9 protein-coding genes are annotated in these 13,810 nt (G+C 61.6%); 5 read left to right on the top strand and 4 right to left on the bottom strand.

The annotated features are described in order from the left end of the window. Positions 1–947: 947 nt before the first annotated feature. The 3 genes from P3L18_RS23575 to P3L18_RS23565 form a co-directional block, all read right to left on the bottom strand. Positions 948–2,249 carry a UDP-glucose/GDP-mannose dehydrogenase family protein gene (locus P3L18_RS23575; RefSeq protein WP_276115425.1) on the bottom strand — a complete coding sequence of 434 codons (1,302 nt, stop codon included), beginning with the start codon at positions 2,247–2,249 and terminating at the stop codon, positions 948–950. Next, positions 2,249–3,751, bottom strand: coding sequence for a sugar transferase (locus tag P3L18_RS23570; RefSeq protein ID WP_276115424.1), 1,503 nt, complete (start codon positions 3,749–3,751; stop codon positions 2,249–2,251). Before P3L18_RS23570 ends, P3L18_RS23575 begins: the two co-directional genes overlap by 1 nt. A 578-nt stretch (positions 3,752–4,329) precedes the next feature. Continuing rightward, on the bottom strand, positions 4,330–5,304 hold the full coding sequence (locus tag P3L18_RS23565) for a GDP-L-fucose synthase (RefSeq protein ID WP_276115423.1): 975 nt from the start codon (positions 5,302–5,304) through the stop codon (positions 4,330–4,332). A gap of 161 nt (positions 5,305–5,465) precedes the next feature. Between P3L18_RS23565 and P3L18_RS23560 the strand changes: the two genes are divergently transcribed. From P3L18_RS23560 to P3L18_RS23545, 4 genes are all read left to right on the top strand, one after another. Then, positions 5,466–6,080 carry a DUF4916 domain-containing protein gene (locus P3L18_RS23560; protein WP_276115421.1) on the top strand — a complete coding sequence of 205 codons (615 nt, stop codon included), beginning with the start codon at positions 5,466–5,468 and terminating at the stop codon, positions 6,078–6,080. A gap of 36 nt (positions 6,081–6,116) precedes the next feature. After that, a complete protein-coding gene (locus P3L18_RS23555; RefSeq protein WP_276115420.1) occupies positions 6,117–6,815 on the top strand; it encodes a TetR/AcrR family transcriptional regulator in 699 nt (232 codons plus the stop codon). 230 nt (positions 6,816–7,045) lie between these two features. Next, positions 7,046–7,756: a TetR/AcrR family transcriptional regulator gene (locus tag P3L18_RS23550; protein WP_276115418.1), complete on the top strand. Its 711-nt coding sequence runs from the start codon at positions 7,046–7,048 to the stop codon at positions 7,754–7,756. A gap of 1,025 nt (positions 7,757–8,781) precedes the next feature. Then, entirely contained in the window at positions 8,782–9,456 is a 675-nt protein-coding gene (locus P3L18_RS23545; RefSeq protein WP_276115416.1) for a TerD family protein, read from the top strand. 40 nt (positions 9,457–9,496) lie between these two features. Here P3L18_RS23545 and P3L18_RS23540 read toward each other — a convergent pair whose 3' ends face one another. After that, complete coding sequence (locus tag P3L18_RS23540) at positions 9,497–9,871, bottom strand: hypothetical protein (RefSeq protein ID WP_276115415.1); 375 nt, start codon at positions 9,869–9,871, stop codon at positions 9,497–9,499. 721 nt (positions 9,872–10,592) lie between these two features. Here P3L18_RS23540 and P3L18_RS23535 point away from each other — a divergent pair. Then, positions 10,593–13,760: an FtsK/SpoIIIE domain-containing protein gene (locus P3L18_RS23535; protein WP_276115414.1), complete on the top strand. Its 3,168-nt coding sequence runs from the start codon at positions 10,593–10,595 to the stop codon at positions 13,758–13,760. The last annotated feature ends 50 nt before the right edge of the window (positions 13,761–13,810 follow it).

Genomic DNA, 13,810 nt, shown 5'->3' with positions numbered 1-13,810 from the left:
GTAGGCGCTACGAAAGTGCGCGCGGCCGGCGCGATCTTTGCCACTTCTTCTCGCTCGGAGTCGAAGAATAGATGTACTCCTGCTGCACCCTCGAGTAGTAGCTGTTCAAGCTGGCGCCTACCAGTAATATTGCGCAACGTCTGGACAATCATTTCTTCGTACACACCGTGAGGCATGACAATGTATGGTGTTCTGGTCAACCGAGCGCATGTTGCAGCGACAATGTTACTTAAGGTCCAACCTTCGTGTAGATAGAGCAGGTCCGCGTTCCGCAGTACGTCGATAAGACTAACGCTCGGAACGTAGCTTGCGCGCCCCGTCCCGTAGTGCTTGAGTTCTACGCAGGCTGTTTTCGGGTCTAATAGGGTACGAGAATTGAATCCGCCCTCTGGGCTCACAACTGTTACCTGGTGTCCCAACCGGCTTAAGGCATTCATCCAGTCGGATCTTGACTTGTTGACCCCGCCCATGTTCGCGGTCGATTCCCGTGCATAATAGCTTACTATTTTCATTTGCAAGGTTTCCTTGCTTTGTTGATCTGTCCGGACTTTGATGGTCGCTATTCGAGTTGTGTACTTTGAATACGAGTGGTTTTAGTGCGTGGGCTTCATAGCGTCATCTTTGGGCCCAGATGGGTGGCTGATCTTTCCGTTTACTCTTGCAACTATTCGTTTGCTGCTTCCGCTCATTACCTTGGAATCAAGCACGTGATCCCATCCTCGGTAGTTACAGACAGCTTGCCCATTGGATTCGAGATTCTCCCGTAGAATCTCGTTCGGTCTTTTGCGATCGCCCCGAGTGCATTCATATCTAGTGCACCGAGTTCGGGCCGGTCGGTATAACGATCTCGCGACATAAATCTGACCGGCACCTTTTCTATCCAAGAATCCGGGATGCGGCGAAGGGGCTTTTAGTATCCGGAGGGTTTTCCCGGATCGTATGTAGCCTCACGCGCGGTACATCCACCCTGCGCTAAACCAGCGCTCTGAGCTAAGGCACATCCGTCCGTCAATTACATTCCTTTGCCTAACTGTGCTCCGGATTAGGTTTGGGTCCAGTTCAACAAATTCGGACCACTCAGTTAGAACGAGCACCACATCGGCTCCGCCGCATGCGTCACGCACGCTGTCCGCATAGTCAAGCGTAGGGAAGAGCCTGCGCGAGTTATCCATCGCTCGCGGATCGTAGACAGTGACTGATGCGCCTTGTAGCTGGATCTGTCCTGCGACATTTAGTGCAGGTGAATCTCTTACGTCGTCTGATTCAGGTTTGAACGCGCACCCTAGTACGGCTACACGCTTCCCAAGAAGCGACCCTCCGCAAACCTCTCGCGTCAGCTCCACCATGCGGGTCCTCCTTCGCATGTTGACGTTGTCGACCTCACGGAGGAAGGAGAGCGCCTCGGCCGCCCCCAACTCACCAGCTCTCGCCATGAAGGCCCTGATGTCCTTCGGAAGACACCCGCCACCGAAGCCAAGGCCGGCGTTGAGAAACTTGCGGCCGATTCTCGCGTCATAGCCGATCGCGTCGGCAATGGCCTTGACGTCGGCGCCCGCCGCGTCGCACACCTCCGCGATTGCGTTGATGAACGAGATCTTTGTGGCCAAAAACGCGTTGGCGGACGTCTTCACCAGCTCCGCAGTCGGAGGATCAGTGACGATGAAGGGGGTTTCAGCTTCGAGGAGCGGTGCGTAGATCTCCCTGCACACCGTCTCGGCTCGGCCACCGCTGAACCGTCCGAGCACTATCCGGTCTGGATTCAGAGTGTCCTTGACCGCGTATCCCTCTCGTAGGAACTCTGGGTTCCACGCAATCTCTACTTCGAGGTCCTTGGCCAACTCGTCAGCCCGCTCACTGAGCCGTTGGGCTGTTCCCACCGGAACCGTCGACTTGCCCAAAATCAAGGCGTCTCGCGTCAGCAGCGGGACGAGTTCCTCGACTGCAGCATCGACGTAGCGCAGATCGGCGCTGTACTCCCCCTTCTTCTGAGGCGTGCCGACAGCGACGAAGAAGACATCAGCGAAGTCGGCTGCCTCGGCGTACGAGCCAGTGACCCGCAACCTGCCAGAGTCGATGTGCTTCTTTAGCAGCTCCGGGAGTTCCGGCTCGTAAAAGGGGACTTCACCTCGAGCAAGGCTTTCGCGCTTCTCCGGTACCACCTCGACTCCGAGTACCTCGTGCCCGAGTTCGGCCATGCACGCTGCATGGGTGGCGCCGAGGTAGCCGAGGCCCAGCACAACCATCCGCATCAGTACGCTCCTTCTTTCGCCAGCACGGCCTTGGCGGTACGCCAGAGGATGACGAGGTCTTGCATGATCGACCAGTTCTCGACGTACGAGAGATCGAGTCGCACAGACTCTTCCCACGAGAGATCGGATCGACCGGAGACTTGCCAGAGACCAGTGATGCCCGGCTTCACCAGCATCCGGCGCGCGACTCGCCCGTCGTACTTCTCCACCTCGTCCGGCAGCGGTGGACGCGGTCCGACGAGACTCATGCTGCCCGTGACGACGTTGAGAAGTTGCGGGAGCTCGTCGAGGCTGTACCGCCGGATGAACTGGCCCACCCGCGTCACGCGAGGATCGTCGCGCATCTTGAACAGCACACCTGCCCCCTCGTCGAGGTGGGCCAGCTCGTGCTTGCGCTTGTCGGCGTCCTGCACCATCGAGCGGAATTTCCACATCTCGAACGGCTTGTTGTTCAGCCCGATGCGCACGGCCCGATAGAAGACCGGGCCGGCGGAGTCGACTTTGATGGCAATGGCGACGGCGACCATGATCGGAGCAAGCATCACCAGTGCGGCGAGTGCCCCCACTCTGTCGAGTGCGGCCTTCCGGAACCGGTTGGCACCCTCGTACCGGGGCTTGTCGATATGCAGCAACGGCAGGCCCGCGACTGGGCGGACCATCATGCGCGGGCCGGCCACATCGGTGACTCCGGGCGAGACGAGCATCTCGACGTTCATGCCTTCGAGGTCCCACGACAAGTCCTGCATCGCTTGATGTCCCAGAGCTTCGGTGGAGGTCACCGCCACGGTGGTCGCGCCTGTGTGTTTGACCGCCAACGTCACGTCGTCGAAGTCGCCGAACACGGGGACATGGCGGTCGTCGATGCGCAGTTCCTCGGGTGTGCCCCTCCTACTGGGCGGCAGGCACACACCCATCACGTCGTAACCCAGGGTGGGTGTGTTCAGCAGTCTCTTGACCAAGGGGGCGGATGCTCCGACCGATCCGACGACGAGGAGCTTTTCCAGGTGGCGAGCCCGTTGGCGCTGACGTGTGAGTCGCTTTCGCCAGTACCAGCGAGCCGTGACAAGGCTGAGGGTGCCCACCGGCAGCGCGATTAGGAGGAAACCGCGTGCGATGTTGAGCCGGAACAAGAGGTCCACCATCGCCAGCACGCCGAACACCGACAAGCACGCGGTGACGACGCGGCTGTACTCGTCGGGCCCCGACCCGATGACCCGGCGATCGAGCGTGTGGAACACGCGAAGCGCCGCCAGCCAAGCGACCGCGAGCACCACGGAAACGAACGCGGCGGGAATACCCAACTCGCCGTTGGCTTCCAGGGGATCGTTGGAGCCGAATCGCACCAGCTGGGCCACAACGATCGATGCGACCACGATGGCAAAGTCACCCCAGGCGACAGTACGCAGGTAGCCGAGCACCCATGACTGTGGCGTGCGGACGTCACTGTCGTCGCCCGCTGCCAGCGGCCGACGACCAATCCTCAGATCGCGATTAGCGGTCACAACTTCCCCCGAAGAGTCCAACCGAACGCGCTCACAGTACACACAGTGCGCACCTCCCGTCGCGTTGAACGGGGAACGATCGTTGGCAAGTAGCCCATCCCCAGACACCGACGTCCCTGCAAAGTCATCTCGATTTCTTGCAACAGCGTCATGTCCGGTTCGGACATGTACGAAAAAGATAGCTTGCTCTCAGGTTCCACACAATTTGGAGTCATACCCCCGCCCATAAGGAGTGTGTGATGAGCGTCTCCTGGTCTGGACAGCAAGACGTGCGTTCTCGCTCTAAACCTGTTGCTGTACAGCTAATCTGATCGGCCTCTCCGGCTGCGCCTACTTACCACGAGGAACCGTGCACACACCGTTGTTACCGCATGAAATCTGAATGAAACAATGGCCCCAAGCTTCGTGCGAAGAAATTCACCCGAACGAACTACAACGCATCTACAACTTCCGTGTAGTCGATTTGGTCGACATTTCTGTCGGATAAATTCGGAATTCACAATATTTGAGTCCGCGCAGGGTCCGTGGACAGAACTCTTTACATGGCTAACGGATTTCGATTCATCGTGATTCGTGCCTCAGCGGCGCAGGGAAGCAATGTTCTCTCGGTACCACTCGATGGTCTGGGCGATACCATCGCCCAGATCGATCGACGGCGCCCATCCGGAGCTCCTCAGCGTGCTGACATCGAGTAGCTTGCGCGGAGTGCCATCGGGCTTGCTTGTATCCCAGCGTGTTTCGCCCTCGAACCCGGTGGCTTCGGCCACCATGGCGGCGATCTCTGCCAGCGAGTGGTCGATACCTGTCCCCACATTCACCTGTTGAGGGCTGTCGAAGTGATCGAGCAGATGCAGGCATGCCGACGCCATGTCGTCTACATGAAGGAATTCTCGCCGGGGTGTGCCGGTGCCCCAGTTGGTGACCACCTCGTCGCCCGCCTGACGTGCCTGGTCGTACCGCTGAATCAGAGCAGGCAACACGTGTGAACCCGTCGGCGAAAAGTTGTCACCAGGGCCGTACAGGTTGGTGGGCATCGCCGAGATCCACGGCAGTCCGTACTGACGCCGTACTGCCTGGATGTTCAGGATGCCCGCGATCTTGGCGATCGCGTAGGCATCGTTGGTCGGCTCGAGAGGCCCCGTCAACAGCGAGTCCTCGCGGATGGGTTGATCGGCGAACTTGGGATATATGCACGATGAACCCAAGAACAACAGATGTGGAACCTCTTGTTGCACTGCCGCATCGAGCACATTGGTCTGAACCTGCAGGTTCTGGGAAAGGAAGTCGACGGGGTAGGTGCTGTTGGCGAGGATGCCGCCGACCTTGGCTGCGGCGAGGATGACGGTGTGGGGTCGAACCTCCTCGAAGAAGTCGAAGACCGCACTTCGATCGGTCAGGTCGAGTTCACTACTCGTGCGACCCACCAGATGAGAGAACCCCTCCGCCTCGAACAAACGCCACAGCGCCGATCCCACCAGACCTCGGTGGCCGGCGATGTAGGTCGTCGCACCCCGGTGGAGTGGACCTGCAGTGTTCACGGTGTTCTCGATCATCTTCTATCCCGCCGTAGATGGTGATACCCCGAACGGCTCCCGCTTCCGGTGTCGTAACTCGACAGCGCCGCTGAACTTCTGGGCGTAAGGATAGGCGTTGACGGCAATTCCGGCACAACCCGCACAGCCAAGTTCAGGTAGGACGCAGATACAGTCGACACATGACCGACAGGACCGACGCAGAGGCCACCGACGGCTGGCTGTCCCCCGAAACATGGAACGCCATCCAGCGCTCGATGCCGATCTGCTGCGTCGACTTCTTTCCAGTGGACCTCGATCCCGCCGCTGGCGAGGTGCTGCGCGTCGGGCTCATCAGTCGCCCGTTCCCCGACCCCGATCGGACCACCCACGTGTGGTGCCAGGTCGGTGGACGCGTCCGTTTCGGCGAGACACTACGCGCCGGCCTTGTCCGCCACGCGTACGACACGTTCACCTTCGACTCCGAGGCCGACGCCGCAGCGGCCATCGACTTCGATGTGTTGCGGTATCCCGTTGTCAGCGAGTGGTTCCCACCGAGGCTCGGGCTTGCACACGATCAGCCCGCGCCCGTCCACCCGTTCGGTAGCGATCCCCGCAAGCACGCCGTCAGCACCTGCTTTGCGGCAACGATGCCGACGGGCGTGTCCCTGCGGCCCGGGAGCGCCGACGAAGCGTCGGCGTTCGCGTGGTTCGACGTCGACGAACTCAGCGGCATCGACATGTGGCCCGGCAGTTTCAGTCTGGTGCAGCGGGTGATCGAGGCGATCGAGCGGTGGCCGTTGCAGAATCGCCCATAACTGGCAGATCGTATGGCGCTGGTTCAGAATCGGACCGTGGAGCCATCAACTCATCAGTCGCGGATCCACCAGATCGTCAAAGCAGCAATCGACATCCTCGATGATGGCGGCGTCGATTCCCTGAACATGCGCGGCATCGCCGCCCACCTCCACCTACGACCGATGACGCTCTACTATTACGTCCCCAACAAGACTGCACTTCTGACGATGGTGCTCACCGAGACCCTCGACCGCCTCGACCGCGGCACCTATTGCGGGCCGGCACAGACGCCACTGCTGAGCCAGTCGATGGACCTGTACACCCGACTCTCGTCGATCACCTGGATTCCCGACCTGCTGGCCGCCGGCGCACAGCCGACACATCCGAGCCCCGAACAAGCAGAACAGTTCTTGGTGGCCTGCCACGAATTGGGCCTCGACGCTGCCGAGTCGTTCGGGCTCTGGCGCTCCATCTGGTTCCTCGTCTCCTCGGAGTTGATGAGCAGCGCGCAAACCCACCGCGCGCCGACCGGTGAAAGCACAGCACCAGACTTCACCTCCGAGGAATTGACCGATCGCCCCCTGGCGGCACACTTCGTGGAGCAGTGGGACGAATTGCGCGACACGTACTCCATTGCACCGCACATTGCTGCATTGATCGATGGCGCAGTGAGTCGGGCGAACGGAGCCGTCACGATCCCCACGGTTCCGATCTCTGGTGTCACGCCACCGATCCACGAGCTGGACGTCTCGTAGTTCTCGGATCGTGCTCGCCAGCATCATCATTCAGCGGTTGCGAGTATCGAGAAAGTGGTCGAATTCATTCCGGAGAATTTGTTTCGCGCTTCCGCATGAGCCTCTGTGCGATACCGACTGGATTCGTCCGAGATAGTTGCAGGTTGATATGCATTTCCTTAGTCAAATGAACAGTATCGGGACCTTGGTCCTACTCGCTATTGACCGAAGTGTCGTTAAGAATGGCAAAGATGGACGGCGCGAACATCGAACGACGGCAGCACATCGTGGACGTGGCGATCCGCATTCTCAACGAGGGCGGGGTCGACGCCCTCAACATGCGCCACCTCGCCGCCGAGTTACATCTGCGACCGATGGCCGTGTACTACTACGTGCCCAACAAGAGCAGTCTGCTCACGATGGTGCTCGGTGAAGTCGTCCAGCGCGTCGTGTGGTCGCGCTACTCAGGTCCCCCGCGAGAGCGACTGCTCAGCCAGTCGGTGGACCTCTACGACAAGCTGAGCGACATCCCGTGGATCTCCGACGTGCTGCACGAGGGCACCAGCGTCGGCATTCCCTCACTGTCCCAGGCCGAGAACTTTCTGTCCGCCTGCTACGACCTGGGATTCGACGACGACGAAGCCTTCGGGTTGTGGCGCACGACGTGGTTCGTCATCTCCTCGGAACTGCAGTGGAACGGCGAGGCACGCGTGCGCCGCGGCGATCACATGCCGGCACCCGAATTCACCGACGCAGACAAAGACGCCCACCCGTCGGCGGCACGCGTCTTCGGGCAATGGGAATCGTTGTCCGAGGGATACAGCGTCGTCCCCTACCTCGCCGCGCTCATCGACGGCGCCATCGCCAACGCGCGCGCCACGGTTCCGGCCACCACCCGTAAGGCGATTCGCGCGCAGGCGGGGCGGAAGGTCAGTGGGTCGGCGGAAGTGGCGTCGGCCTGAGGAGACAGGTCAGCCGATTGCCTGTTGACCTGATCACCGCAGCCACGTCAGGAACGCGCGCCACCCACTCGGGTTGGCAGAGTCGTCAGGTGGCGGCGATTCGTTGTGTGCCCTGTCGGGTCACCGCCCCCGCCGGCGGCGCTTCGCCCAGCGCGCCCACCTGACCGCCTCCCGCAGCAGCCGACCCCATAGGTGAGAGCGACGCACAACCTGTAGTCCGAATGGACGAAAGTCCGCAATTCGGGCTTCCTCGAAGGTCACTCATCTCGAATCCTGCGTAGTATCCCGCTCGTGATCCAGCTTGCGCTGGGCGAGGGTCGTGCACATCCGTGACTGTCAAGACACGCTGGCGCGCGCCCTGATTCGTCACACACGGTGATGGCCTATTCACGCGAGAGAGGCACGCAGGGTTCATGATCCCGATGGAGATGCAGACCCACGACCACCTCGTGGAGTTGTTCACCAAACTTGTCGGGGCCGCAGGCCTTGCGCCCACGGTCTGCGGCACGATCGGCCCCAGAGAACTGTTCGCCAACCTACTGAGATGCGCGCCGTTCTTGGGAGACACCCATGTTCGCCCCGAGGACGGTCTTGCCCAGGTCGAGACGCTGACATTCGATATGGCGTGGTCGGTTTTCTCCAACGGCCGCGAAAGTGTAGCGATCTTCATTCTGACTCGGTTCGAAGGCAACTTCAGCATGGAGTTGCTGCGCACTGTCATCAATCCCTTCAAAGAGATGACCAACGCGAGTGGGCTGAAATCCTCGATCGCCTCGCAGGGCAGCGCGGACGAGGACGTTGTTGCGGCGATGCGCGGGGCTCAGTCGGTGCCGATGGATCTCCTTCTCAGCGGAGGTGACATTCGGCCGCCAGCAACGTCATTCGTCCCCGATCACGCGGAACCCGTCACTGCCGGACCTCGGCTCGCTTCTGTACCGACACTTGATCACGCAGCACCTCCGCGTCCGCCTGTCACACCCCCACCGCCACCACCCCCACCTGCCGCGCCACCACAGGCCCCACCGATGGCTCCCCCACCGGAGTTCACTCCGGCCAACCCGATGGCGCATCCACCGGCGTCCCCAGTTGCGCGTCCGCCGATACGTCGAGCGCCGGCAGTGCCGACGCTCGAGGGCCAACTATTGACCCGTGGTGCCAACACCGCCCTGCCTCCCGACGCGCAGAGCGCCGGCCTCGTGGTGGAGCTGGGATGGTTCACTTCGGTTGACGCCGTCGAACTCGACGCGAGCGCAATACTCTTGGATCACACCGGACGAGTCGCTGCAGACGAGGATTTCGTGTTCTTCAACAATCCCCACTCGCCCGACGGGGCAGTCGAACTCGACCCGCAGCGCCGCCTCGACTCGCTGGGGTACGCGGTGACCACCGTGTCCGTCTCGCTCGACCGACTCGCCGGCCACGTCCATTCCATTGTGTTTCCGGTATCGATCTACGAGCCGGAGCAACGTGGCCACTCGTTCGGTCTCGTCCCTACCGCATTCGCCCGGATCGCCGTCGGAAGTCCACGCCGGCCGGTCGCAACTTTCGTGATCGACAATCTCCCCGATGCCACCGAGAGCGCCATGGTCTTCTGCGAGATCTACCGCCGCAATGACATGTGGAAGATCCGGGCCATAGGACAGGGCTATGCCAGCGGCCTCGCCGGCATAGCCACCGACTACGGTGTCGACGTGGGCTGACGTGAACACCGTCGCGTCAGCCACGCCGAGCGAACACCGGTTACACGGCAGCCATGATCGCAGTACGCTTGCGCAGCAACGCCTGTCCGCCCTTGTGCGTCTTCACTGCAGCAAGAGAACCTGTGCGTACACCGCTGATGCTCGCAGTCATCGCACTCCCCTGACCAGATGGAGCCACGTCCACCAACACCGAGGCACCACTGCCGTGCTTGGCAACCACAGTCGTTCCACGCAGCTCGGTACCCCAGCCACGATCCGCTGCGGCCGAAACCAACTGCTGGATCGCAATGGTGGGATGAGCAGCCACCGTTCGCTGCACCGGCTCGTTCAGTTGCTTACCCAGTATCAGCTGATACGCGAAGAACGCGGCCCACACCAGACCCGCCAGCACGACGATTGTGATAAATGTGTCCATCCGATCGACCCTTTCGCATCCACGACACCTATTGTCGTGCAACAGTGTTGGTTCGCGATCATAATAGACAGAGTTTTCCCACCCCGGGGTCCCGAGAACCACATTCCGGCATCGACGCCACCCGATGACGACCACTTCCACCGGCATCAGACATCGACCAAAGTTGGAGAGTTCCGTGCCAATTGACTACACGCGCCCGAACCGGCGTCCTGCCAACAGCAGCAATAGTGAACCGCTGGCATCGACGGAAACCGCTGTTGCCGATAGTAATTCGTCCCCGGCCGCGCAGCCGACCGCAGAGGCCACCTCGGGTGGGATCAATTACACACGCCCCGATCGCCATCGTCGTCCCGCCGCCACGCCACCATCGGACCCTCGCCCGTCGTCAGCACCGCAGGCCGCGCCCACAAGCGGAACGCCAATCAATTACTCTCGGCCCGAACGAAATTCATCTGATCGGACGACGAGCGCACCTGCGCCGAACACCACTCCCCCGACACCGCCGGGGCCCGTGAGCTCTCCCCCGCGCTACGTCAAGCCAGGCCCTGCGTCGCGAGATGGATCCGTGCCACCGGCTCAAGCCTCCCCGCCCGCTCCGTCCGGCGCGCAACCCTCTATTCCCCGGGTTTCGCGGGGCCAGGAAGTTCCCCGGCAGATCGACTCGCGGGCAGAATCGTCCACCAGTACCGGCGAGACGTCGACTCTTGCGGAATCTGCAGAGGTGGTGCGCCGCTACGTGCCCGGCATGCGCAATCACATCGAACAGTACCGCCGCCACCTCGCGGCCGAGTGTGAGCAATTGCTGGCCGGCTTCCCGGACATCTCCGCCGTGGTCGAGGAGGTGACAGCGGTCAACGAGCACATGAAGCAGTTGATGGCAGGACGGTTCCCCGACAAGTTCGGCAATCTCTATCATTCGGCGGGCGGCCCGATGCCCCCGGCCGAGGTGTGGGTACAGGCGGTCAGGTCCCTGATCACCGATCTGCAGACTCGTCGGGTTCCGATGACCTCTGGTGGGCGAGAGAAAGATTGGCAGCAGTTCTCCGCCAGATACAAGGGACTGTCCTGCAACTTCCAGCCGATCCAGGACGACCTGCACAAGCGTGCCTTCGCCGAGGCGCTTCGTCTGGTGCGGGCCGCGTCCGGCCTGCAACACAACGTGGTCGCCGGCCCCGAGCTGAACGCTTTCCCCGCAGCCGATCTTTGGTCGAACGAATTGCCGCGGGCTCTCTCCCAGCTCCGTCCGGGCCTCGGGCCGCTGATGATCTCCCTCGGCGGGAAACTGGCGGCGACCGAAGTCGATTTGACGCTGGAGGCGGGCGACGGCAAGTCCGAGCAGTCACTCTCGCTGGCCACCTCGGCTGCCGCGTACCCAGCGATCCTCGATCTGGGACGCGCCGGTGGGTTCCGCACCACTGCCCCGCTGATGGCCGAACGAGTGATCTTGCAGTTGCTCGCCAGCTTGCCCGCCGATCAGTTGACGATTCGAGTCTTCGACCCCCTCAAGCTCGGCGACTCTGCTGCGTTTCTGTATGGACTCGATGACGTGATGGATCGTGTCATCGGCGACAAGGTCAAGACCACCGATCGCGAGATCGACGAGTTGCTCCAGGAGACCGAGGAGCACATCACTCGTGTGACGCAGAAGTATCTGCAAGGCGAACACGCAACGCTCACCGACTACAACATTGCCGCCAAGATGGTCACCGAGCCGTACCGCATTCTCCTGCTCTACGGCTTCCCGGCCGGCTTCCAGAAACAGAACCACCTCGACCACGATCGGCTCGAACGCCTGGCCAAGATCATTGATGGCGGCTCGCGTGCCGGAGTGTTCACCATCGTCGTCTCCGACGACGCGATCATCGGGCCAGGACCGACAACCCCTTCAACCGGCGGAGGGAGCGTCCGAAGCTACATCGACTCGCTGCCCTGCTACGGCCACGGGCTCATCCTGGATGGTCAATCACAGAGCTACCTCGTCGGAACGACACCGAGCGACATGACAATTCGCTTGCAGACCATGAAGAAGCGGGGCAACCCCGGATTTCGTCCGAAGGCCACCTACGCTCGGCTCGGCTCGTCGGAGTTGGAGGTCAGCTGGTCGCCGGTGGTCACCAAGGACGACGACCAACCAGCGCGCCGTGAACAGCTCCTCGCCCGCATCAAGCAGAACTTCCAGAGCAGCACCGGAACCGTCATCCGACCTGGCTGGGTCGCCGCGCTCTCCGACGACCCGAGGACCGCCCATCCGTACCGTCCCGACACCTGGTGGCGCAACAGCTCGGCCAAGGGCGTCGCCGCGGGTATCGGTCAGTTGGGCGCCACGAAGATCGCTCACGTGCGGCTGCACTCCGAGGACGGTGGTGTGGGCGCGTTGATCGGTGGACGCCCAGGCTCCGGAAAGTCGGTGCTCATGCACGCGCTCATCATGAGCTTGGTCATCGAGTATTCACCGCGCGACCTCGAGCTCTACCTCATCGACTTCAAAGAAGGTGTGGAGTTCAAGCGATACGCCGACCATCGCCTCCCGCACGCGAAAGCCGTTGCGATCGACGCGGAGCGCGAGTTCGGTGTCGCCGTCCTCGAAGGCATGGTCTCCGAGATCGAGCGCCGCGGCGAACTCTTCAAGAGTTTCTCGTCCAACATCACCAAGCTCGACGACTACCGCAACGCGACAGGTGAAGTACTCGCTCGGCAGATCGCGATCATCGACGAGTTCCAGAAGCTGTTCGAACGCGATGACAAGATCGCGCAACAAGCCTCACACCTGATCGAGCGAATTCTGCGCGAAGGACGTGCTTTCGGCCTGCACATCGTCCTGGCATCGCAGACGATCCAGGGCATGCAGGGTCTCGACCGGCACGTTCTGTCGCTGGTACCCACGCGCATCGCACTGCGAATGAGCGCAGGCGACTCCGAATTGATTCTCGGCGAAAGCAACACCGATGCACGAGAACTCACTCGTGCCGGTGAGGGCATCATCAACATCAAACAAGGTCATCCCGACGCCAACGAGCGGTTCCAGACCACCTTGTGGCATGACCGTCCCGACCGTCCTGGCGAAGGCACAGATGCCGAGGACGTGCTGGCCGCGATTCGGGCCAAGTCCGACGAGATGGGCGTCGCCGCCGAGCCCCGGGTGTACGCCGGAGACACCAACGCCGCACTGACTCTTGATGTCATCAGTGCCGGCGGATTGCCCATCGGACTTCCGGTCTCGCTGGCCCCGGCCCTGAGTTACGAACTCCGACGGGAGGGTGGGGCTCACCTGCTCGTCGTCAACGAGAACTACGGCCCGATACTCGCCTCGATGTTGGCACTCATGCGGACCGGCGCGCGAATCAGGATCATTGACTTCGTCATCGGCGATGACGACTGGTCCTCGATGCGCACTGATCTCGAGCGCTGCAACAACGTCAGCATTGTCGGTCGGCGCGGGCTCGACGACGTGATCGGTGAGGTGGCGACCGTCGTGGAGGAGCGCGTCGAGTTCGAGGACTACAACAATCCCGCCGAGTACCTGGTGCTGTTCGGCCTCCACCGCGCACGTGATCTCGATGCCGACAACGATTATGACGAGGAGTCGGCGAACTCGAGACTGACGAAGATCCTGCGTGACGGGTCCGAGGTCGGGGTGCATGTCCTGGCCTGGTCGGACCGGGGAGCAATTCTCAACAGGCGTATGTCACATAAGTCTCTGCGCGAGTTCGGACTGAGGTTGGTTGGCCCCTGCTCGCCGGAGGATTCGCAATCACTACTCGACAGCGACGCCGGTGCCACCCTCAAACGCAACCAGGCCGTCTTCGACGATCACGAGCGTGGGGTCACCGCCCGGGTTCTCGCGTACGGCATGCCCGAACCCGATTTGCTCGGACAGCTGGTTCCGTGAGCAAAGCACGTACCGATGCCGAGGCAATCGCAACGGTCAAGAAGGCCTTG

The organism is Gordonia sp. N1V, assembly GCF_029269935.1.
Lineage (GTDB): Bacteria > Actinomycetota > Actinomycetes > Mycobacteriales > Mycobacteriaceae > Gordonia > Gordonia polyisoprenivorans.
The sequence above is the reverse complement of the archived record's forward strand: the minus strand, read 5'-3'. Positions and strand labels throughout refer to the sequence as shown.

Excerpts from the sequence above, each read along its gene's own strand:
- P3L18_RS23560 (WP_276115421.1), top strand. The coding sequence starts at position 5,466 with ATGACCGACAGGACCGACGCAGAGGCCACCGACGGCTGGCTGTCCCCC.
- P3L18_RS23550 (WP_276115418.1), top strand. The coding sequence starts at position 7,046 with ATGGACGGCGCGAACATCGAACGACGGCAGCACATCGTGGACGTGGCG.
- P3L18_RS23575 (WP_276115425.1), bottom strand. The coding sequence starts at position 2,249 with ATGCGGATGGTTGTGCTGGGCCTCGGCTACCTCGGCGCCACCCATGCA.
- P3L18_RS23540 (WP_276115415.1), bottom strand. The coding sequence starts at position 9,871 with ATGGACACATTTATCACAATCGTCGTGCTGGCGGGTCTGGTGTGGGCC.
- P3L18_RS23545 (WP_276115416.1), top strand. The coding sequence starts at position 8,782 with ATGGCTCCCCCACCGGAGTTCACTCCGGCCAACCCGATGGCGCATCCA.
- P3L18_RS23565 (WP_276115423.1), bottom strand. The coding sequence starts at position 5,304 with ATGATCGAGAACACCGTGAACACTGCAGGTCCACTCCACCGGGGTGCG.